Annotated in this window: 22 protein-coding genes, 1 tRNA gene and 1 pseudogene; 7 read left to right on the top strand and 17 right to left on the bottom strand. The window is 64.9% G+C overall.

Annotated features, from left to right (window positions below; translation table 11 throughout):
• Positions 1 to 103 (top strand): annotated as a pseudogene (locus BHE01S_RS37245) (fumarylacetoacetate hydrolase family protein); the annotation flags it as partial.
• A gap of 44 nt (positions 104 to 147) precedes the next feature.
• On the top strand, positions 148 to 795 hold the full coding sequence (maiA, locus tag BHE01S_RS28965) for a maleylacetoacetate isomerase (RefSeq protein WP_042270017.1): 648 nt from the start codon (positions 148 to 150) through the stop codon (positions 793 to 795).
• Positions 796 to 893: 98 nt separating this feature from the next.
• Here maiA and ftsY read toward each other — a convergent pair whose 3' ends face one another.
• Positions 894 to 2,066, bottom strand: a complete 1,173-nt coding sequence (ftsY, locus tag BHE01S_RS28960; RefSeq protein ID WP_042270015.1) for a signal recognition particle-docking protein FtsY — start codon at positions 2,064 to 2,066, stop codon at positions 894 to 896.
• Between the two features lie 285 nt (positions 2,067 to 2,351).
• Between ftsY and rsmD the strand changes: the two genes are divergently transcribed.
• The 3 genes from rsmD to BHE01S_RS28945 all read left to right on the top strand — a co-directional run bounded on the left by rsmD (position 2,352) and on the right by BHE01S_RS28945 (position 3,946).
• Positions 2,352 to 2,993 (top strand): 16S rRNA (guanine(966)-N(2))-methyltransferase RsmD, encoded by a 642-nt coding sequence (gene rsmD, locus BHE01S_RS28955; RefSeq protein ID WP_042270013.1) that lies wholly within the window; start codon positions 2,352 to 2,354, stop codon positions 2,991 to 2,993.
• A 108-nt stretch (positions 2,994 to 3,101) separates the two neighbouring features.
• Positions 3,102 to 3,605, top strand: a complete 504-nt coding sequence (gene coaD / locus BHE01S_RS28950; RefSeq protein ID WP_042270011.1) for a pantetheine-phosphate adenylyltransferase — start codon at positions 3,102 to 3,104, stop codon at positions 3,603 to 3,605.
• 80 nt (positions 3,606 to 3,685) lie between these two features.
• Positions 3,686 to 3,946, top strand: a complete 261-nt coding sequence (locus tag BHE01S_RS28945) for a YfhL family 4Fe-4S dicluster ferredoxin (RefSeq protein WP_042270009.1) — start codon at positions 3,686 to 3,688, stop codon at positions 3,944 to 3,946.
• A gap of 69 nt (positions 3,947 to 4,015) precedes the next feature.
• Here BHE01S_RS28945 and hisC read toward each other — a convergent pair whose 3' ends face one another.
• The 8 genes from hisC to BHE01S_RS28905 form a co-directional block, all read right to left on the bottom strand.
• A complete protein-coding gene (hisC, locus tag BHE01S_RS28940; protein WP_042270007.1) occupies positions 4,016 to 5,083 on the bottom strand; it encodes a histidinol-phosphate transaminase in 1,068 nt (355 codons plus the stop codon).
• A gap of 15 nt (positions 5,084 to 5,098) precedes the next feature.
• Positions 5,099 to 5,701 carry an aminoacyl-tRNA hydrolase gene (gene pth / locus BHE01S_RS28935; RefSeq protein WP_042270005.1) on the bottom strand — a complete coding sequence of 201 codons (603 nt, stop codon included), beginning with the start codon at positions 5,699 to 5,701 and terminating at the stop codon, positions 5,099 to 5,101.
• Positions 5,702 to 5,850: 149 nt separating this feature from the next.
• On the bottom strand, positions 5,851 to 6,459 hold the full coding sequence (locus tag BHE01S_RS28930; RefSeq protein WP_042270004.1) for a 50S ribosomal protein L25/general stress protein Ctc: 609 nt from the start codon (positions 6,457 to 6,459) through the stop codon (positions 5,851 to 5,853).
• 169 nt (positions 6,460 to 6,628) lie between these two features.
• A complete protein-coding gene (locus BHE01S_RS28925; protein WP_042270022.1) occupies positions 6,629 to 7,585 on the bottom strand; it encodes a ribose-phosphate pyrophosphokinase in 957 nt (318 codons plus the stop codon).
• A 90-nt stretch (positions 7,586 to 7,675) separates the two neighbouring features.
• Positions 7,676 to 7,752 (bottom strand) — tRNA-Gln (locus BHE01S_RS28920).
• Between the two features lie 50 nt (positions 7,753 to 7,802).
• The gene (gene ispE, locus BHE01S_RS28915; protein WP_042270001.1) at positions 7,803 to 8,705 is read right to left on the bottom strand and encodes a 4-(cytidine 5'-diphospho)-2-C-methyl-D-erythritol kinase; all 903 of its coding nucleotides are present in this window, start codon (positions 8,703 to 8,705) and stop codon (positions 7,803 to 7,805) included.
• Positions 8,706 to 8,797: 92 nt separating this feature from the next.
• Complete coding sequence (lolB, locus tag BHE01S_RS28910; protein WP_042269998.1) at positions 8,798 to 9,457, bottom strand: lipoprotein insertase outer membrane protein LolB; 660 nt, start codon at positions 9,455 to 9,457, stop codon at positions 8,798 to 8,800.
• Entirely contained in the window at positions 9,457 to 11,292 is a 1,836-nt protein-coding gene (locus BHE01S_RS28905; RefSeq protein ID WP_042269996.1) for a tetratricopeptide repeat protein, read from the bottom strand. The genes lolB and BHE01S_RS28905 overlap by 1 nt, the downstream gene beginning before the upstream one ends.
• Before the next feature lie 121 nt (positions 11,293 to 11,413).
• Here BHE01S_RS28905 and mutM point away from each other — a divergent pair, with 121 nt between their 5' ends.
• Positions 11,414 to 12,244, top strand: coding sequence for a bifunctional DNA-formamidopyrimidine glycosylase/DNA-(apurinic or apyrimidinic site) lyase (gene mutM / locus BHE01S_RS28900; protein ID WP_042269994.1), 831 nt, complete (start codon positions 11,414 to 11,416; stop codon positions 12,242 to 12,244).
• Between the two features lie 15 nt (positions 12,245 to 12,259).
• Entirely contained in the window at positions 12,260 to 13,393 is a 1,134-nt protein-coding gene (gene mutY, locus BHE01S_RS28895; RefSeq protein WP_052406177.1) for an A/G-specific adenine glycosylase, read from the top strand.
• A gap of 29 nt (positions 13,394 to 13,422) precedes the next feature.
• Here the strand turns inward: mutY and BHE01S_RS28890 are convergent, their stop codons facing one another.
• From BHE01S_RS28890 to lptA, 8 genes are all read right to left on the bottom strand, one after another.
• Positions 13,423 to 14,061 (bottom strand): LON peptidase substrate-binding domain-containing protein, encoded by a 639-nt coding sequence (locus BHE01S_RS28890; RefSeq protein WP_042269992.1) that lies wholly within the window; start codon positions 14,059 to 14,061, stop codon positions 13,423 to 13,425.
• Between the two features lie 42 nt (positions 14,062 to 14,103).
• A complete protein-coding gene (gene rapZ / locus BHE01S_RS28885) occupies positions 14,104 to 14,997 on the bottom strand; it encodes an RNase adapter RapZ (RefSeq protein WP_042269990.1) in 894 nt (297 codons plus the stop codon).
• 152 nt (positions 14,998 to 15,149) lie between these two features.
• Positions 15,150 to 16,118 carry an HPr(Ser) kinase/phosphatase gene (gene hprK, locus BHE01S_RS28880; protein ID WP_028201859.1) on the bottom strand — a complete coding sequence of 323 codons (969 nt, stop codon included), beginning with the start codon at positions 16,116 to 16,118 and terminating at the stop codon, positions 15,150 to 15,152.
• Positions 16,119 to 16,300: 182 nt separating this feature from the next.
• Positions 16,301 to 16,756, bottom strand: coding sequence for a PTS IIA-like nitrogen regulatory protein PtsN (gene ptsN / locus BHE01S_RS28875; protein ID WP_028201860.1), 456 nt, complete (start codon positions 16,754 to 16,756; stop codon positions 16,301 to 16,303).
• Between the two features lie 353 nt (positions 16,757 to 17,109).
• Positions 17,110 to 17,466 carry a ribosome hibernation-promoting factor, HPF/YfiA family gene (gene hpf / locus BHE01S_RS28870; protein WP_028201861.1) on the bottom strand — a complete coding sequence of 119 codons (357 nt, stop codon included), beginning with the start codon at positions 17,464 to 17,466 and terminating at the stop codon, positions 17,110 to 17,112.
• A gap of 174 nt (positions 17,467 to 17,640) precedes the next feature.
• Positions 17,641 to 19,158 (bottom strand): RNA polymerase factor sigma-54, encoded by a 1,518-nt coding sequence (locus BHE01S_RS28865; protein ID WP_042269986.1) that lies wholly within the window; start codon positions 19,156 to 19,158, stop codon positions 17,641 to 17,643.
• Positions 19,159 to 19,438: 280 nt separating this feature from the next.
• The gene (gene lptB, locus BHE01S_RS28860; protein ID WP_042269983.1) at positions 19,439 to 20,230 is read right to left on the bottom strand and encodes an LPS export ABC transporter ATP-binding protein; all 792 of its coding nucleotides are present in this window, start codon (positions 20,228 to 20,230) and stop codon (positions 19,439 to 19,441) included.
• Complete coding sequence (gene lptA / locus BHE01S_RS28855) at positions 20,227 to 20,919, bottom strand: lipopolysaccharide transport periplasmic protein LptA (RefSeq protein ID WP_042269981.1); 693 nt, start codon at positions 20,917 to 20,919, stop codon at positions 20,227 to 20,229. Before lptA ends, lptB begins: the two co-directional genes overlap by 4 nt.
• Positions 20,920 to 20,938: the final 19 nt, after the last annotated feature.

The raw sequence follows: 20,938 nt of genomic DNA, 5'->3' as shown, positions 1-20,938 counted from the left end.
GATCTACACGGGCACGCCCGAAGGCGTGGGCGCCGTGGTCAAGGGCGACCTGATGACGGGCGGCGTGGCGGGGATCGGCGAATTCGCCGTGCGGGTCGTCTGAGCGGCGCGCGCCGCATCACGATTCAAGAGGAGCAAGAGAGGAGCATGAAGCTTTACAGTTATTTCCGCAGTTCGGCGTCGTATCGGGTGCGAATTGCGCTGAATCTGAAGAACCTGTCGTACGAGTATGTTCCGGTCCACCTCGTGCGCGACGGCGGCGAGCAGCTCAAGCCCGCCTACCGTCAGGTGAATCCCGACGCGATCGTGCCGTCGTTCGTCGATGACGAAGGGCACACGCTTCAGCAGTCGCTCGCGATCATCGAGTATCTGGAAGAGACGCATCCCGAGCCGCCGCTGCTGCCGACGTCGCCCGTCGATCGCGCTCACGTGCGCTCGCTCGCGTTGCAGGTGGCTTGCGAGATCCACCCGGTGGACAACCTGCGCGTGCTCAAATACCTCAAGCACACCGTGGGCGCGGACGACGCGACGAAAGACGCGTGGTATCACCACTGGATCGAGACGGGGTTCGCGACGCTCGAACAGCGGCTCGCCAGCGATCCGCGCACCGGCAAGCTCGCTTTCGGCGACACGCCGACCGTCGCCGATCTTTGCATCGTGCCGCAGGTCTACAACGCGAACCGCTTCAAGATCGACACGTCGCGTTATCCGACCATTCAGCGCATCAACGACTACGCGCTCACGCTCGACGCGTTCGCGCGCGCCGCACCGGGCGTGCAGCCGGATACGGAGTGAGCGTCTGATCGGCCAACGCCGGCCGCGCCAATGAAAAAAGGGCGTCGTTCGCGAGAACGACGCCCTTCGTGCATCCAGGTCCTGTTAAAAGCTGGCTTTCAGCTGCCGAGCAGCGCGTCGGCGAATTCTTCGGCCACGAACGGCTGCAGATCTTCGACCTTTTCACCGACACCGATGAAATAGACGGGAATCGGGCGCTGCCGCGCGATGGCGGCGAGAATGCCGCCCTTGGCGGTGCCGTCGAGCTTCGTGACGATCAGGCCGGTGAGGCCGAGCGCGTCGTCGAAGGCCTTGACTTGCGCGAGCGCGTTCTGGCCCGTGTTCGCGTCGATCACGAGCAGCACCTCGTGCGGCGCGCCGTCGAACGCCTTGCCGATCACGCGCTTGACCTTCTTCAACTCGTCCATCAGGTGCAATTGCGTGGGCAGGCGGCCCGCGGTGTCGGCCATCACCACGTCGATACGGCGCGCGCGCGCGGCGCTCACGGCGTCGAAGATCACCGCTGCCGGGTCGCCGCTTTCCTGCTGGACGACCGTCACGTTGTTGCGCTGACCCCAGATGGCGAGCTGTTCGCGCGCGGCGGCGCGGAACGTGTCGCCGGCGGCGAGCAGCACGCTTTGGTCGAAGCTTTGCAGATGCTTGGCGAGCTTGCCGATGCTCGTGGTCTTGCCCGCGCCATTCACGCCGGCGATCATCATCACGAGCGGCTGCGCACGGCCGAGCATGAGCGACTTCTCGAGCGGCTTGAGCAGGCCGATGAGCAGCTCGCGCAGGGCGTTCTTGACCTGCTGCGCGTCGGTCAGGCGCTCGGCGCGCACCTTCTGGCGCAGCGTTTCGAGCAGATATTCGGTCGCGTCGACGCCCGCATCCGACATCAGCAGCGCGGTTTCGAGCTCTTCGTAGAGGTCGTCGTCGATCTTTGCATTGACGAAGATGCTCTGGATGTTCGAGCCGGTTTTCGAAAGCCCCGACCTCAGACGCTTGAGCCACGACTGCTTTGCGGCGGGCTCGAGCGCCGGCGGCGGGACGATTTCGACGGCTTCCGGTTCGTCGTCGCTGTTGGCGGCGTCGGCCTGCTGCGGCTTGACCGGTGCAGTCGCGGCCAGTGGAGCGGACGGCGCGGGTGACGCAGGCGACGGTTCGTGCGCCGCGCCGGCGGGCGCTTCAACGGCCTCGTCGGGCGCCTCGAGGGTGGCTTCGTTCTGCGCGTTCTCGGCCGGCGCGTTCTCGGCGTCCTTCGAGCCGCGGAATCGTTTGAAGAAACTGAACATGGTCTGGGGTGGGTCAGGCGCGCTGCGGGTCGGACCGAGGGGCGGTCAACGACAGCATGGGAAGCGGTAACGCGCGGAAAACATGGCATTTTATCAGGCGCGCCCCCTGGAGTCGCTGCGGCATCGCCGTAGGGGCGTGGCGGCGCGCGCGAGGCACCTGCGCGCCCCTGTGGTAACGTGCGCGCATTGGAGGGGCGCGATGCGAAAGCGTCGAGTTCCCCAGTCGAGTTCCGCCGGCAAGTTGACTGCCGACGGTCAAATGCACGCAGCCGTACGACCCAACGCATGACCCGTTCCTCACCTTCACGTGGCCAAGGCGGCCGCGCCCATCAGTCCGATCCGCGCGCACGCAGCGGTGGCGGCGCACACACGATCCGCATCATTGGCGGCGACTGGAAGCGCACGCCGCTGCCGGTGCTCGACCTCGACGGTCTGCGCCCGACCCCAGACCGCGTGCGCGAAACGCTCTTCAACTGGCTCGGCCAGCGTCTCGACGGCCTGCGCTGCCTCGACCTCTTCGCGGGCAGCGGCGGTCTCGGCTTCGAGGCGGCCTCGCGCGGCGCCGCGCGCGTCGTGATGGTGGAGCGCAGCGCGCGCGCGGCCGCGCAGCTGCGCGCGAACCAGGCGCGCCTTGGCGCACGCATGGTCGAAATCGCGGAAGCCGATGCACTGCGCCTCGCGGCCAATCTCGCGCCAGGCTCGTTCGATGTGGTGTTCCTCGATCCCCCGTTCGGCGACACTGCGTTGCTCGAGCGTTCGCTCGAACTGGCCGCGCCGCTCGTCGCCCGGGACGGCCGGCTTTACGTGGAGTCGGGCGAGCCCGTCGATCCGGCCGCGCGGCCCGCGCTGGCAGGCTGGAGCGTGGTGCGCGAGGGCCGGGCGGGTGCGGTTCACTATCATTTGCTGCAGCGCGAAAATGAGGAATAATGCGCGTTCGATAAGAAGCGGCGGGCGGCCTGGCCGTCACGCACGCACGTGTGCATGCGTCGCCACGGGACTGCATTGCGCCCCATTTCCGTTGAGAGGAGAAGCCTCATGGTAGTCGCCGTGTACCCCGGTACCTTCGATCCGCTCACGCGCGGCCACGAAGATCTCGTGCGGCGCGCGTCGAGCATTTTCGACACGCTGGTAGTCGGCGTTGCGGACAGCCGCAACAAGAAGCCTTTCTTCTCGCTCACCGAGCGGCTCGAGATTGCCCACGAGGTGCTCGGCCACTATCCGAACGTGCAGGTCATGAGCTTCAAGGGGCTGCTGAAAGACTTCGTGCGCACCAACAACGCACGCGTGATCGTGCGGGGCCTGCGCGCCGTGTCGGACTTCGAGTACGAATTTCAGATGGCCGGCATGAACCGCTACCTGCTGCCCGACGTCGAGACGATGTTCATGACGCCTTCGGACCAGTATCAGTTCATTTCGGGCACCATCGTGCGCGAAATTGCCCAATTGGGCGGCGATGTGAGCAAGTTCGTGTTTCCGTCCGTGGAGAAGCGCCTGCAGGACAAGGTCACCTCGATGGGCGGCCCGGTTACGAACGTGTGAAGGCGCGGCGAAAGCAGCGTAAACTATGAGGCTCAGCAACGTATGAGCCGGCCTTCGCGCCGGCAGGAAGTGAGAACAGCATGGCCCTGATGATTACCGACGAGTGCATCAATTGCGACGTGTGCGAGCCCGAGTGCCCGAACGACGCGATCTCGATGGGCCCGGAAATCTACGTGATCGACCCGAACAAGTGCACCGAATGTGTCGGCCATTTCGATGAGCCGCAGTGCATCCAGGTGTGCCCGGTGGAATGCATTCCCAAGGACCCGGAGCACGTCGAGTCCCCCGAGCAATTGATGCAGAAGTATCACGCGCTGACGGCGGCGAAGAACAACGCCTGAACCGCTGGATCCTTCGGAAATAAAAAAACGCGCCAACTGGCGCGTTTTTTATTCCATCTTGCCGTCTTCTTACGCGAGGATCGCCTTCAACGCATCGACAAGCGTGTCGCACTCGGCATCGGTGCCGATCGAAATGCGCAGATGCTGGTTCACGCGCGGCGCGTTGAAATGGCGCACGAAGATCTCTTTTTCGCGCAATCCGGCCGCAATGGCTGCCGCGTCGTGCGCGGGATGCTTCGCAAACACGAAGTTCGCCGCCGAAGGCACCACGTCGAAGCCAAGCGCCGTGAGCGCGGCCGTCAGGCGCTCGCGGCTCGCAATCACGCGCTCGCTGGTGGTCCTGAGCCACTCGCCGTCTTCGTAAGCGGCGGTCGCGGCGGCTTGCGCGAGGCGGTCGAGCGGGTACGAGTTGAAGCTGTCCTTGACGCGGTTGAGCGCGTCGATGAGATCGGGGTGGCCGAACGCAAAGCCCACGCGCATACCGGCGAGCGAGCGCGATTTCGAGGTCGTGTGCACGACCAGCAGGTTCGGATAGCGGTCGATCAGCGCGATCGCCGATTCGGCGCCGAAATCCACATACGCTTCGTCGATCACCACCACGGATTCCATGTTCGCCGCGACGAGCCGCTCGATTTCCGCGAGCGGCAGCGCGTGGCCCGTGGGCGCATTCGGATTCGGGAAGATCACGCCGCCATTGGGCTGGCGGTAATCGTCGACGCGAATCGTGAACTGCCCGGTGAGGGGCACAGTGCGGTACTCGACTTCGTAGAGCCGCGCGTAGGTCGGGTAGAAGCTGTAGGTAATGTCGGGAAAGAGGATCGGCTTGTCGTGCTTGAGCAACGCATGGAACGCGTGAGCGAGCACCTCGTCCGAGCCGTTGCCGACGAACACCTGCTCCGCGCGGATGCCGTGATGCGCAGCCACGGCCGCGCGCAGACGCTTCGCGACGGGGTCGGGATAGCGGCGCAGCGACTCGCCCGTCTCGCCCAGCTCGTGGCGGATCGCCTCGAGCACGCGCGGGGAGGGCGCATACGGATTCTCGTTGGTGTTGAGCTTGACCGGCTTCGCGAGCGCGGGCTGTTCGCCCGGCACATAGGGCACGAGGCGGTTGACGATGTCACTCCAGTAACGACTCAAGACGCTCTCCTTGTTTCAACCATTGCGATGCAGCTGCATCACCGCACGTTCGGCCTCGCCCTTCACGAACGTCGGCATCACCGCGAGCGCGCGTTCGATCGAGGCGTCGATCGCCTCCTGCTCCTCGCGGCGCGGCGGCTTGAGCACGAAGTTCGCGACGTCGGGCTTCGCACCGGCGCGCGCGCCCTCGGGAATCAGGTCGCGCGGATGGCCGATGCCGATGCGCAGCCGCCAGTACTGCTGCGTCGACAAATGCGCGGAGATGTCCTTCAAACCGTTGTGGCCGCCACTGCCGCCGCCGAGCTTGAGCTTGATGGTGCCGGGCGGCAGATCGAGCTCGTCGTGCGCGACGAGGATCTCATCGGGCAGGATCTTGAAGAAGGCCGCGAGTGCGACGACCGATTGCCCCGAGCGGTTCATATAGGTCTGCGGTTCGAGCAGATGCACTTCCTCGCCGTAGAGGCGCGCCTTTGCATAGTGGCCGTGGAAGCGCCGCTCGTCGCGCAGCGTCGTGCCGGCTTCGCGCGCGAGCTGGTCCACGAGCCAGAAGCCCGCGTTGTGGCGCGTCGCCGTGTATTCGGCGCCCGGATTGCCGAGCCCGACGATCAACCTGATCATTGTGGTGTTCCGCTTGCGTAAACCGATGAACTGACCCGCAAGTGTACGAAAAAGTGCGAAAAAAAACCCGCCGGGGCGAACCGCGGCGGGTCACGTCGTCCGTTTCAGGGAAACGGATCGAGAGGATCGGCTCGTTGAAGCCGCTGCGCTTACTCAGCAGCCGGTGCTTCTTCGCCTTCGGCTGCCGCCTGGGCGCCAGCCGGCACGGGTGCCGACGCAACGACCGGGTTTTCCGCTTCCACGTGCGGGACGAGCGTCACGCCGGCGGGCAGCGTGATGTCCTTGGCGTGCAGCGACTGGCCAGCTTCGATCCTGGCGAGGTCGACTTCGAGGAATTCCGGCAGTTGGCCCGGCAGGCACTGGACTTCGATTTCAGCCAGAACGTGCGAGATGATCGCGCCGCCCAGCTTCACAGCCGGGTTGGTTTCCTGGTTCATGAAGTGCAGGGGCACCTTCGTGTGGATCTTCTTGCTCGGATCCACGCGCTGGAAGTCCACGTGCAGCACGAGCTGACGGAACGGGTGATATTGCACGTCGCGCAGCAGCACTTGCTGCGACTTGCCGGCCACTTCGAGGTCGAGGATCGACGAGTGGAAGGCTTCCTTCTTGAGGGCGTGCCACAGCGCGTTGTGATCGATTTCGATCAGTTGCGGCTCGGCGCCGACACCGTACACGATGCCAGGGGTCTTGCCGGCATTGCGCAGGCGGCGGCTCGCACCCGTACCTTGCAGGTTACGCTCGAAAGCGATGACTTTCATTTGATTCTCCAATGCACTGCCCGCGACCAGGCAGTAAAACGGGGCCTTTTCAGCAGAATGCCCGCCTTCGGGCCCCCGGCGATGCAGCGCGAACCATCGTCCGTTCGCGCCGATTACGTGCAAAAGCGCGGCGTCCTTGCGAACACCGCGCCTTGCGCGTCAATTCTTGTCAGCTTTCCGCGAAGAGCGACATGACCGAGTCGCCGCGACGGATCCGCGAGAACGTTTCGGCGAGAAGTCCTGCGCTCGTGAGCGAGCGGATCTTCGGGCACGAACGCGCTTCGGCGCCCAGTGGAATCGTGTCGGTTACGACGAGTTCGTCCAGAGCCGAGCCGGCGATACGCTCGCCCGCGCCACCCGAGAGAACCGGGTGCGTGGCGTAAGCGAAAACCTTCTTCGCGCCGCGTTCCTTCAGCACTTGCGCTGCCTTGCAGAGCGTGCCGGCGGTGTCGACCATGTCGTCCATGATCACGCAGGTGCGGCCTTCGACTTCACCGATGATGTTCATCACTTCGGCGACGTTCGCCTTCGGACGACGCTTGTCGATGATGGCGAGATCGCAGTTCAGCTGCTTGGCGAGCGCGCGGGCGCGCACCACGCCGCCGACGTCCGGCGAAACGACCAGCAGGTTCTCGTAATTCTGCTTGCGCAGATCGCCGAGCAGCACGGGCGTGGCGTAGATGTTGTCGACGGGAATATCGAAGAAGCCCTGAATCTGGTCGGCGTGCAGATCCATCGTGATGATCCGCTCGACGCCGGCGATTTCCAGCATGTTCGCCACGACCTTCGCCGAGATGGCGACGCGCGCCGAACGGGGGCGGCGGTCTTGACGGGCATAGCCGAAATAGGGAATGGCTGCGGTGATCCGGCCTGCGGATGCGCGCTTGAGCGCATCGACCATGATCATCAGTTCCATCAGGTTGTCGTTGGTCGGCGCGCAAGTCGACTGAAGGACGAAGACGTCCTTGCCGCGCACGTTTTCCTGGATTTCGACCTGGATTTCACCGTCGGAAAAGCGGCTAACCATAGCCTTGCCGAGGGGAATACCGAGGATCTTGACGACTTCCTGGGCAAGCGCGGGATTTGCGTTGCCAGTAAAAACCATCAGGCCGTCATGGCTGCTCATCATGCACCTGCTGCGGACTTTGAGGGGGCGAGAGGAACTACTTGGGCGAACTGCCCTGGGTAACCCACAGAGCGAACTGCCTTGAATTTTTGGCAGGGGAGGAAGGACTCGAACCCTCGCATGCCGGAATCAAAATCCGGTGCCTTAACCAACTTGGCGACTCCCCTACACTCAACTTTGAGCCTGGCTGACCGGTAGGTCGATCAACCACGCAAAACTATGCCGCGAAAGCGAAGAGTGGATGCGTATCCAGACTCGAGGCTACCGCGCTCCTCCAGTCCGGTTGTTCCGCAAGCAGTCTGGCTTGTGCCGATTCTGCTTCGTACCGACTGGCGAATGCTGCAAAAACGCTGGCACCCGATCCGGTCATCCGCGCGGGTGCGATGCTGTTCGAGACACCCTCGAACCATCGAAGCACCTGCGCTACTTCCGTGTATTTTCCTGCGACAACCGCCTGCATATCGTTATGACCGAAGCTGTCTGGCCATCCGATTAGCGCTGCTTGCTGTGCAAGAAAGACTGCTATTTTGCAGGTCTTTGTGTCCCTTGTCAATGACCTTTCCGAAAAAATCTCGGCAGTCGGAACATGAACCCGCGGCGTCACGACCAAAAAATGACGCGGGGGCAATTGTACAGCCTCGAGGGCTTCGCCAACACCCTCCGCGAACGCATTTTTTCCGAACACGAAGAAGGGCACATCCGCGCCCAGCTTGAGCGCGAGCGCCTGCAATTCCTCGCGCTGCAGGTGGAGCTTCCAGAGGCGGTTGAGCGCGAGCAGCGTCGTGGCTGCGTCGGAGCTGCCGCCGCCGAGACCCGCGCCCATCGGCAGACGCTTTTCGATATCGATCTCGACGCCCTCGCTCGTGCCCGTATGTTGCTTGAGCAGCGTCGCGGCACGCACGGTGAGGTCGTGCTCGGCCGGCACGCCTTCCACTTCCACGGTGCGCGTGATACGGCCGTCGTGGCGGCGCGTGAAATGCAGCGTGTCGCCCCAGTCGAGCAACTGGAACACGGTCTGCAGATCGTGATAGCCATTGGGACGGCGGCCCGTGATGTGCAGGAAGAGATTGAGTTTCGCGGGCGCTAGGCAGTCGCGCAGCGAGTCCTGGGTTTCGATCATGATGCTCTTGGGGCGATGCCCTGGATTCCGGCCGGCGCCTGCCGGCCGGATATTGCCGATGAGAGGCGGGAGTTGAACAGTCCGCGGCCCGCTTACTGGTCAAGCACGAGCTTGATCTGGAGCGGCGGGACTTCACGCGTGAGATTGACGCGCTTCACGCCAGTGGCCGGCGCGTCCGCGTAGGCGACGTAATCGATGGTCCAGCCGTCCTGCTCGATCTGCGAAAGCCGCTGCGGATTCTGCGGGTCGGGCGTGGTGCGCGCGTGCGACGTGGGCGCGACCGAAGGCTGCAGCCAGTAGCGCAGCCCTTCCACGGGCAGCGCGAAGCCGAGCGCCTGCTGCATGAGCGTGCTCACGTTGTCGGCCGTGAGCGGCTGGCGGTTAGGCAGTTCCAGCGTGGCTTGCGACGGTGCGGAGGTGACGAGCGCGAGTGTCTGGCCGAGCGGATTGAGCAGTTGCAGCGTCACCGTCGAATCGGTCTCGTGCCAGTCGAAGTTGCCGTATGCATTGCGCTGCTGGCCGTTCTGGTCGACGTACTGCACGGCGAAGCGGCCATGATAGGCGCGGTTCGTCTGCGTAGTGAGCGAGGTCGTGGCGTTCGAGGTGGACGGCTCGCGCGGCGGTTGCGTCGCGCAGCCCGCGAGTACGAGGAGCGCAGCCGCCGCTGCGCTGAGCGACGCGCGCCGTACGAGGCGGGCGGCGCGCGCAGCGGGGAGGGCCTTGGGGGAAAACGAAGTGAAAAAATCTGCCATCAGAGATCGTTGACCTGGAGGCGCTTGAGCGTCTTCAGGAGCGTGTCGTTGTCGGGTTCGAGCTTGCGGGCCTCGCGCCACGCGGCGCGCGCGCCGTCCTGGTCGCCGTTTTTCCAGAGCACTTCGCCAAGGTGCGCGCCAATTTCCGCGTTCGGCTGGAGACTGTAGGCCTTGCGCAGGAGCTTGATCGCGTCGGCATTGTCGCCCAGGCGGTATTTCACCCAGCCCACGCTGTCCATGATGAACGCGTCGTCCGGTGCGAGCGACGAGGCTTTTTCCACCAGCTTGTCGGCTTCCTGCAGGCGCTGATTGCGGTCCGCGAGCGAGTATCCGAGGGCGTTGTAGGCCTGCGGATTGTCGGGCTGCGTCTTGATCAGCTTGCGCAGCTGCGCTTCCATGACGTCATATTGGCCGGTCTTTTCCGCAGCCATGGCGTAGTCATAGGTGAGGTCCGGGTCGTCCGGGAAGTCGGAGGTCGCCTTCGCAAGGCGTGCCTCGGCCTCCGGGTAGCGCTTCGCGTCGAACAGGATCGCGGCGTCGGTGCGCGCGATCAGCGCCTGGTCGCGCGGATCGTCGGCCTGAATGCTCGCGAGCTGACGGCGCGCGTCGTCGGTTTTGCCTTCCTTGTCCAGGATCTGCGCGCGCGTGATCTGGGCCGGCACGTACTGCTGGCTGTTCGGCTGGATCTTGTCGAGCCACTTTTGCGCGCCGGCGTCGTCCTTCTGCTCGACCGACAGTTGCGCGAGATAGATATAGGCCTGACCGGGGTCGGCGGCCGGATTCTTCTCGGCAATCTGTGCGTATTGCGTCAGATACTTCTGTGCCGCGTCGAACTTCTTTTGCTGCACGCTGATGAGCGCGAGCGCCATGAGCGGCATCAGGTCGTTCGAGTTGTCCTTGTGCAGGATCTCGAACTGCTTCTGCGCGTCGTCGAGGCGGTCGGCGGCGAGATAGGTCTGTGCGAGCGCGAGACGGCCTTCGCGCGACTTCGGGTTCTGCTGGACGTACTTTTCGATCGACGCAATGCCTTCGGCGCGCTCCTCCGGCCCCATCTGGGCGAGCATCAGCGCAGCGGGAAGGTAGTCGGGCTTGAGCGTGAGCGCCTGTTCGAACGACTTGCGCGCGCCGGGCACGTCGTCGGCGAGCAGTTGCTGGCGGCCGATCGCGAGCTGTGCCTCGGGACGGTTCAGGTCGTCCTTGAGCAGCGCTTTGAGCACATTCAGGCCGCCCACGCGATTGGGGCCGCGCGAAAGCAGAAGCTGCAGCGAGAGGATGGCCTGGCCGCGGCTGTCGGCGGGTACTTTCGCCAGTTCGCGCGCGAGCAGCGGCTGGGCGTCGTCGGGCTTGCCGGCGAGCACGAGCAGCGAAGCGTCGAGTTGCGCCGCGCGTTCGGAGTCGGGCGCGTACTGCTGCCAGAGCTGGACCGCGGTCAAGGCGTCGGACGGGCTTTGCGCCGCGAGCGCGATTTCGGTCGCGCGCTGCGCCATGCGCGGGTCGTGCGTGTCGCGCGCGAGCGCGAGATACGTTTGAAAGGCGGGGGCAGGCTGGTCGCGCTGCAGCGCGATTTCCGCGGCGAGCACCTGGAAGACGATCTGGCTCGACAGCGCAACGCCCGGCAGGTCCTTCTTCTCGTCAGGCGAGGCGGGGCCGAAAGCGTCCGGCATGGTGACGGAAGTGTCGTCCGTGTCGGGGGACGGATCCTGCGCATACGCGCTCGACGTGGTCAACGCCCAGGCGGCGAGAACCGCGGCGCCGACGAGGCGGCGCGCGAAGGCGGCAGGCACGCGCGGCGTCGCGGGACGCTTCGCGAACAGCTTAACGAAAGACAGTTCCATGGAATTCCGTCGAATGTTTCGGTCGATTGTAACGCGCTGGCTACAATACGCGCACAACGCGCACACACGTTACGCAAGTTGCAGACCAACCCGGACCAGCATCCGAACCAGGCCGCCAGACATGCCAGAGTTGCCAGAAGTCGAGGTTACCCGAAGGGGGATCGAACCGTGGGTCGCGGGCCGCCGCGTCGAGCGTGTGGAGGTGCGCAACCCCGCATTGCGCTGGCCCGTGCCTGCCACGCTCGCCCGTACGCTGCGCGGCCGCACGATACGTTCGGTCGGCCGGCGCGGCAAATATTTGCTGTTCGAGGTCGACGAGGGCTGGTTCATCGTGCACCTCGGCATGACCGGCACGCTGCGCGTGCTGCGCAATCTGCCGAAGCCGCCTGCCGCGCAGAAGCACGATCACGTCGACTGGTTCTTCGACGACTTCACGCTGCGCTTTCGCGACCCGCGCCGTTTCGGCGCCGTGCTCTGGCACCCGCGCGAGGCCGGCGACGTGCTCGGCCATCCGCTGCTGGCGGGGCTCGGCATCGAGCCGTTCGCGCCGGCCTTCGACGGCGCGCTGCTCTTTCGCGAGACCCGCGGCCGCAAGGTCGCCGTCAAGCAGGCGCTTCTCGCGGGCGATATCGTGGTGGGCGTTGGCAATATCTACGCTTCGGAGAGCTTGTTTCGCGCCGGCATCCGGCCGACGACACCGGCGGGCCGCGTCTCGCTCGCGCGTTACGAACTGCTCGCGGATGCCGTGCGCGCCGTGCTCGCCTCGGCCATCGAGAAGGGCGGCAGCACGCTGCGCGACTTCGTCGGCAGTAACGGCGAAAGCGGCTATTTCCAGCTCGAATATTTCGTTTATGACCGCGCAGGCCAACCCTGCCGCGTGTGCGGCACGCCGATCAAACAGATCGTGCAGGGCCAGCGTTCCACTTATTTCTGTCCGCGCTGCCAGCGTTGAGCGCCAGGCTTATCCATGTACCGAACTTCGCCCACTTCCGCGCCGCTGCCGGCTGGCGCGTATCCCGCCGAGCTGCTCACCGGTTTCGCGCCGCGCCTGATCGCGTGGCAGCGCGAGCATGGCCGTCACGACCTGCCGTGGCAGAACACGCGCGACCCGTACCGCATCTGGCTCTCGGAAATCATGCTGCAGCAGACCCAGGTCTCGACCGTGATTCCGTACTACGCGCGTTTTCTCGAGCGCTTTCCCACGGTCGAGGCGCTCGCCGCCGCGCCCGACGACGACGTGATGGCGCTCTGGGCCGGCCTCGGCTATTACTCGCGCGCGCGCAATCTGCACCGCTGCGCGCAGGTCGTGGCCGATACCTGCGGCGGCAAGTTTCCTTCGACGGTCGAGGCGCTCGCGGAGTTGCCCGGTATCGGCCGTTCGACGGCGGCGGCGATCGCGTCGTTCGCGTTCGGCGCGCGCGAGACGATTCTCGACGGCAACGTGAAACGCGTGCTCGCGCGCGTGTTCGGCGTGGAAGGCTTTCCTGGCGAAAAGCGCATCGAGAACGCGATGTGGACGCTCGCCGAAACGCTCGTGCCGGGTCCCGAAGCGAGCGACGCCGACGTGAGCGCATACACGCAAGGCTTGATGGATCTTGGCGCGACGCTGTGCGGGCGCGGCAAGCCCGACTGCGAGCGCTGCCCGTTCTCCGACGACTGCGTGGCGAAGACGACGGGACGTCAGCGCTCACTGCCCGCCGCGCGCCCGAAGAAGGCCGTGCCTACGCGGCGCACGTGGATGCTCGTGCTGCTCGACGGCGATGCCGTCATGCTGGAGAAGCGCCCGCCGTCGGGCATCTGGGGCGGATTGTGGAGCTTGCCCGAAGCCGCGGACGAACCCGCGCTCGCCGAGCGCGCGCGAGACTTCGGCGTGACGCGGGAGGGCGCGGCGTCGAGCTCCGCGCTCATGCCGCTCACGCATACGTTCACGCACTTCAAGCTCGACATCGAGCCGCGCGTGATCGAACTCAAGCCCAATGCCGCGCCGCCCGAAGCCAACGATGGGCAGACTGCATGGGTGCCGCTCGGCAAGATCGACGCGTATGGCGTGCCCGCGCCGGTGCGCAAGCTGCTCGACGGTTTGCGTGGACCGCTGATCTGAGTCGGCGGGCAAGCGGCATCAACGCTGCATCAAAGCAGCTGATGCTGCTGCATGTAGTGATGCACGATTTCGATACGTGCGCCCGCGTCGTTCAACTCCATGAGCTTCTGACGCGCGCGCAGCGCGATCGGCAGCACCTCGGCCAGACGGTTCGATACCCACGAGGGATCGTCGAAGCGGAACGGCTCGGCGAACGGCAGGCTCGCGGGGTCGCGCTCGCGGATCGTCGCGATGATGCGCTCGAGCACTTCCGCACACGCGCCGAATTGCGCGAGCTGTTTGCCGCCTTCCAGCGGAATGTCTTCGGGGATCAGCTCGGCCATGCCTACGAGCAGGCCGTCGGCTTCCACGCGATGCGAGAGCAGGTGAAAGCGCTGCGTGCCGTGAGCCCGGATGTGCAGCATGCCGACGGTCTCGACATCGCATTGCTCGATGAGCGCGAGGCAGCCGACGGATTCGGGTACGGCAGTCGTCTCGTCGGGCTGGGCGACTTCCGCGCCGCTTTTGAGCAGGCACACGCCGAACGGCGTGTGCTCGCGCAGGCACTCGCTCGCCATGTCCAGGTATCGCGCTTCGAAGATCTTGAGCGGCAGCAGGCCGCCCGGAAACAGCACCGTATGCAGCGGGAACAACGGCAAATCGGCAAGCACGGCAGGAGACGAGGACATGGCGCAACGCTTTCGGTTAAGGGCCGCGCGATGCGCAGCCGGTTAGGCGATCAGCCGTGACGACTCTCCGACATCGAGAGGCGCGTCGCGGTGACGCACGATAACGTTCGACTCGCCGGCAAAGCGCGTGGCGAGTGTCTGGGCGATGTACACCGATCGATGCTGTCCGCCCGTGCAGCCAATCGCAACGGTGAGATAGCTGCGGTTGTCGGCACGAAAATGCGGCAGCCACTTCGCGACGAACGCGTAGACATCGTCGATCATTGCATGGACGGCCGGCTGCGCATCCAGAAAGTCGATGACAGGCTGATCGAGCCCGGTGAGCGGCCGCAGGCGGGCGTCGTAATGCGGGTTCGGCAGCGTGCGCACGTCGAACACGAGGTCTGCGTCGAGCGGCACCCCGCGCTTGAAGCCGAACGATTCGAAGGTGAGCATGAGCGAGCCGCGCTCGCCTTCGACGAACACCTTCACCCACTGGCGCAGCGCATTGGCGCTGAGATTGCTCGTGTCGACCTGATGGCCGAATTCGGCGAGGTTCGAAACGAGTTCGCGCTCGTGCTCGATCGCTTCTTCGAGCGACTTGAGCATGCCAACGTTTGCGTCGTGCGCGGCGGAGCCCGAAAGGGGATGGCGGCGCCGCGTTTCCGAGAAGCGCTGGATGAGCGACTGCGTGCTCGCATTGAGAAAGAGCACGCGCACGTCGTGGCGAAGCGCCAGGTCGCGGATCATCTCCGGCATGTCGTCGAACGACGAACTCGAGCGCGCATCGATCGCGACGGCGAGGCGTTCGTAGCCGTCGTCGCTGAGATATTGGGCGAGTTGCGGTAGAAAGCGCGGCGGCAGATTGTCGACGCAATAGTAGCCGACGTCTTCGAGCGCATTGAGCGCCACTGACTTGCCGGAGCCCGAAATGCCGGTGATCAGGATGATACGCATGGGAGAGTCGATGAACCCGTTTGGGTCATCATAGCATCCGGGCCGCGCGCCTGTACTGGCTCTCCGGGCCGCAGGCGCTCGTTTCGAAGGCGCGCGCGCCGTGCTGCGCGCGCCTCGCCGGCCGCGCCTCGCCGGCCGCGCCGCTTCGGGCGTCAGATCAGCTTGCCGGGAAACTGGCTGTCGGGGTCCTGCATGGCGAGACGCTGGCGGTCCATGAAGTCGCGCAGGGTGTCGATGCCGCGCAACTGCAGGATCGTGTTGCGCACGGCGGCCTCGACCAGCACGGCGAGGTTGCGGCCCGCGGCCACCTGGATCGTGACCTTGCTGATGGGCAGGCCGAGCACGTCGACGGTCTGGCTCTCCAGCGGCAGACGCTGGAACTCGCCGTCCGGGCGTCGCACGAGCTGCACGATGAGCTTGAGCTTCATCTTCCGGCGCACGGCCGTTTCACCGAAGATCGTCTTGATGTCGAGCAGGCCGAGGCCGCGCACTTCTAGCAGGTTCTGCAAGAGCGGCGGGCAGCGACCCTCGACGAAATCGGGGCCGAGGCGCACGAAATCCACGGCATCGTCGGCCACGAGGCCATGGCCGCGGCTGATCAGCTCCAGACCGAGCTCGCTCTTGCCGAGACCCGAGTCGCCCGTGAGCAGCACGCCCATGCCGAGAATGTCGAGAAACACGCCGTGCAGCGTCGCGCGCGGCGCGAGAATGCGCGACATGTAGAGGCGCAGGCTGTCGATGACGGTGGCGGCCGACATCGGCGTGGTGAAGAGCGGCGTGGAAGAACGCGTACAACGCAGCACCAGTTCGGGGGGCGCGGTCATGCCGTCGGCAACCACGAGGAACGGCGGTTCGAGCGCGATCAGCTCGGCCATGTGGCGCGAGCGGTCTTCGTCGGTCTGGCGCTGGTAGTAGTGGATTTCGGCGTCGCCGAGCACCTGGATGCGGTTCGGGTGGATCAGGTTCAGGTGGCCGACGAGGTCCGCGCTCGCCGTGGCCGTGGCCACCGTCTCGGTCGAAAAGCCGCGTTCCCAGCCTTCGTGCCCCGTCAGCCAGCTGAGTTTCAGCGTGGTGGCGTTGTCGTCGAAGATGCTTTGGGCGTTGATGCTGGAAGTGTCCATGAGTCGGTGACTCCGCGAGATGACTCGCTTAACGACTGACTGAATTGCTGGCTAAATAAACCACGCGACCTGGATGATTAACGGTTGCCGGCGCCCCGCGCTTCACCCTCCGCAACGAGCGTCGAGCGCGCTGTTGGGCCGTGCTTCGCGCGACCGGGCTCCGCAAGACGCCGCACGTTACATCAAGGTTGCCACTGGGTGAGCAGGCGATGCAACGTTTCGCGGTCTTCTTCCGTATGGAGCCGCTCACGCGTTTCGCGATCCGACAGCAGTTGTGCGATCTCGGACAGGATTTCAAGATGCTGCTGCGTCGCCTGTTCGGGCACGAGCAGGAAGATCAGGAGCGAGACGGGCTGACCGTCCGGCGCTTCGAAGGCGATTGGCTCGGCGAGGCGCACGAAGGCGGCCTGCGGCTGCTTCAGGCCCTTGATGCGGCCGTGCGGGATCGCGACGCCTTCGCCGAGGCCCGTGGAGCCGAGACGCTCGCGCGCGAAAAGATTATCGGTAACCGTGCTGCGGGCGATGCCGTTCTGGTTTTCGAAGATCAGGCCAGCCTGTTCGAAGACGCGTTTCTTGCTGGTGACGGACAGGCCGACGACGACGTTCTCGATGGGAAGTATTTTGGCTAAACGATTCATGTTGGCAGGCGAAAACGTGGCCTGAATGCTCCACACCCCGACAGCTGACCGCTTTGGCGGAAGCTTTGGATCTGGCGACGAAGCCCGGTACCGGGACCGTGGGGACCTGTTGGCGCGTTAGACCCCGTAATACGACTGGACCATTATAGAACAAGCGTCCACCCCGATGGTGCGATGCGCCACGCATGAGCGCAACCCTCGTTGCCCGGTTGCACCCAGCGGTAAAACCCTGCATTGGACCTGCTCACGAAAAAGCCGCCCGGTTCGGGCGGCTTCGCTTCGAGGGGCGGAGGATCAACTATCGACTCCAGCCCCGGTTCATGGCGTGAATCGCCACAGACGACATTGTGGGATCACTGCGGCGGGATTTCGATGATGGGCGCAGGCTGGTGCTTGATCGCCTCATGTTGATGTCCCTGCACGCGGTCCTTGTGACGTACGACCTGGCGGTCGAGCTTGTCGACCACGAGATCGATGGCGGCGTACATGTCGCCGTTCGCGCTCTCCACAAATATGTCCTTGCCTTTCAGATGAAGGTTCACTTCGACCTTCTGTCTCTTATCCTTTTCCTTATGGTTGTCGACCGAGAGGACCACATTGCCATCGATTACCTGATCGAAATGTCTTAGCACCCTGTCCAGTTTGGTGATCACGTATTCTCGCAACGCTGGCGTTACTTCGAGATGGTGTCCACTGATCTTCAGATTCATAGTGCTTCTCCAGGCTAATGGCCGCGTAACGCGTGAAGTGCGGCAATGCCGGTCGACTGTCTGCCTGTGCGCGGCTCCCCGAAAAGGCCTGCGACGGCGGGCTAACTCGGCCGGCCATGTCCGCCAACGGGCGTAGCGGCCGGAAAACGCCTGCTCCGTAAAAGCCGGAACAGGCTAAAGAGACTTGCGCAGATTGACCGCTGGAATCTTCAGTGCCTCGCGATACTTCGCAACGGTGCGTCGCGCGACCACGAAACCCTGTTCCGCCAGCAGTTCGGCGATGCGGCTGTCTGAAAGAGGGGATTTGGTGTTCTCGGCTCCTATGAGTTGCTTGATGAGGGCGCGGATGGCGGTGGACGATGCAGCGCCGCCGGTGTCCGTCGATACATGCGATCCGAAGAAGTACTTAAATTCAAGTGTCCCGAATGGAGTCAGCATGTATTTACCGGTTGTCACACGCGAGACAGTAGATTCGTGTAGGCCCAGCGTATCAGCAATCTCCCTCAAAACCAAGGGGCGCATGGCGATTTCGCCGTGCACGAAAAAGTTCTTCTGGCGCTCGACGATAGCCTGCGCGACACGCAGGATCGTCTCGAAGCGCTGCTGGATGTTCTTGATGAGCCAGCGCGCTTCCTGCAGTTGCTGGCGCAGCGAACCGCTGCCCGGATCGCCGCGGTTGTTGCGCAGGATATTCGCGTACAGGTGGTTGATGCGCAGCTTCGGCACCACCTCGGGGTTCAGTTCCGCATGCCAGTTCTGGCCGGTCTTCTTCACGATGATGTCCGGCACCACGTAATCGGCTTCGGCCTTGCCATACGACGCACCCGGGAACGGTTCGAGCGAACGGATCAGCGCATGCGCCTCACGCAGCTCGTCGTCGCCGGTCTTCAGTTGCTTGCGCAACCGCGTGAAGTCGCGCGCGGCGAGCAGTTCGAGATGGTTCGACACGATCTCGAGCGCGAGCGTGCGCGTGGGCGACGACTTGACGCGCAGCAACTGTAGCTTGAGGCACTCGGAGGCCGAGCGCGCGCCCACGCCCGCGGGGTCGAAGCTGTGCAGCAGCGCTAGCGCCGCATTGAGTTCGTCGGCGTCGACTTCGAGTTCTTCGGGAATGTCGGCAAGAATTTCCTCGCACGTCGCGCTGAGGTAGCCGTCTTCGTCGAGCGATTCGATCAGGAAGGTGATCAGCGCGCGGTCGCGCTGGCTCGCGTTCGTTTCGCGCAGCTGCGCCATGAGATGGTCGCGCAGCGTCGTGGTCGATTCGTGGATCTGCAGCGGCGGCAGGTCGTCGTCGTCGGAGGCGTTGCCCGAGCGGCCGTAGTCGTCCAGGTTCCACTGGCTTGCGTCGCCGTTCGCGTCGCCGCCGAGGCCGTCGTATTCATCCACGCCTCGCGGCTCGCTCTCGCTGTTCTCGCCGCTGCCGTTGGACGCCGAGGTGGCGCTGTTCGCGCCCTGCATCGGCTCGGCGCCCGAGGGCGTGGGCGGCTGCGCGATGACCGAGCCGTCCGCGGCCACGCGCAGCGGGCTCGCGATCCAGTCGTCCTCGTTCTCGAGCAGCGGGTTCTGCGAGATCGCAGTCGCGACCTCCTGCTGCAGTTCGAGCGTCGACAGCTGCAGCAGCCGGATCGACTGTTGCAGTTGTGGCGTGAGCGCAAGATGCTGCGAGAGGCGGAGTTGGAGGCTGGCTTTCATGGCGGTGTGCGGACCATTGTAAAGAGTTTGCCACGCGGACGAAACCACGGGGCATTCGCAAAAACGAGCGTGCGCCGCGCCGGTGCGTGCCCGGAATTTGGTGCGCAAACAGGGACGCTGCCCGGCCTGCCATGCACCGTTTTGGGGGCAAGGTCGATACCGCGGAGTTACACGGGAAAACGCGAAAGATGAGGCCGGAAAAACGCGAAAGCGGATCGCGTGCGCCCGGGTGGGCGCTGCGGGACTGCGGTGAACGGGCGCGCGAGGCGCGCCCGGGGGCTTACATGCGGAAGTGCTCGCCGAGATAAACGCGGCGCACGTTCTCGTTCTCGATGATCTCGCCGGGTGCGCCGGCCGCAAGCACGGTGCCGTCGCTGATGATGTACGCGTGATCGCAGATGCCGAGCGTCTCCCGCACGTTGTGGTCGGTGATCAGCACGCCGATGTTGCGCTGCTTGAGGAACTTCACGATCTTCTGGATTTCCAGCACGGCGATCGGGTCGACGCCCGCGAACGGCTCGTCGAGCAGGATGAAGCTCGGATCCGTTGCGAGCGCGCGCGCGATTTCGACGCGCCGGCGCTCGCCGCCCGAGAGCGACAGCGCCGGATTCTCGCGCAGATGCGCGATTTGAAGCTCTTCGAGCAGCGCTTCGGTGCGCTCGGTGATGATGTCTTTCGACAGACGTTTGCCGTTGCCGTCCACCTGTAGCTCGAGGACCGCGCGGATGTTCTCCTCGACGGTGAGCTTGCGGAACACCGAAGCTTCCTGGGGCAGATACGAGAGCCCGAGCGCCGCGCGCTTGTGGATGGGCAGAAGGCTGATGGACTGGCCGTCGAGGTCGATCTCGCCGGCGTCGAGCGGCACGAGGCCCACGATCATGTAGAACGACGTGGTCTTGCCCGCGCCGTTGGGGCCGAGCAGCCCGACCACTTCGCCGCTTTTTACGTCGAGCGACACGTCCTTGACGACGGTGCGCGAGCCGTAGCGCTTCTTCAGGTTGCGCACGACGAGCGTGCTAGTCTTGCCGGCCAGCTGGCGGCCGTAGCTTTGGGGGGCGGTGACGGTATTCACTGTGGCGGCGCTTCCTGCAGCTTGGTGGACGGCGTAAGTGCGGCCGGGGCGCCGGCGGGCGGCTGTGCGCCAGTGGTGGTGTTGCGCGGCGAAAGCATCGCGCGAACGCGGCCGCCGGGGTTGCCGGGACCTGCGACGTCCTTTCCGGAGCGCGCCGTATAGAAGTCGTTCTGGCCGTCGTACGTGACGACGCTGCCATGCACCTGATCCATTACCGTCGACAGACCCTGCAGGCGGCGCACCGTGGCGCGCGTCGTGAGCGTGGTGAGGTCCTGCTTGCCGTCGTAGTCGATGCGCTCGGCCGTGCCGTCGACGTACTCGTCGAGGCCTTCGCGCTTCTGGCGGAAGTAGGCGAGCCGGTCGGCGGGCGTGCCCGGCGCGACGGTGCCGGTCGCGAACTGGTAGCCCTGCGGGTCCTGCGTGACGACGAGCTTGTCGGCCTTGATGAGGATCGTGCCCTTGGTGGCGACCACGTGGCCGGTGAAGACGGTCTGCTGCTTCAGATCGTCATAGGTCATGTTGTCCGCTTCGATATTGAGCGGCTTGTCCTTGTCGGCGCGCTCGGCGTGGGCCGCGGGCGTGAGGCCGGCGAACAGCAGCGCGCTGGCGAGCGCCATCAGCGCCGCGCAGCGTGTGCGGCGCGCGTCGGGCGAACGGCCGTTCAGTGGACGGGGAAGCGAATCGTTCATGCAATCGTGCCTTGCGTGG

Source organism: Paraburkholderia heleia NBRC 101817 (genome assembly GCF_000739775.1).
Taxonomy (GTDB): domain Bacteria; phylum Pseudomonadota; class Gammaproteobacteria; order Burkholderiales; family Burkholderiaceae; genus Paraburkholderia; species Paraburkholderia heleia.
The sequence above is the reverse complement of the archived record's forward strand: the minus strand, read 5'-3'. Positions and strand labels throughout refer to the sequence as shown.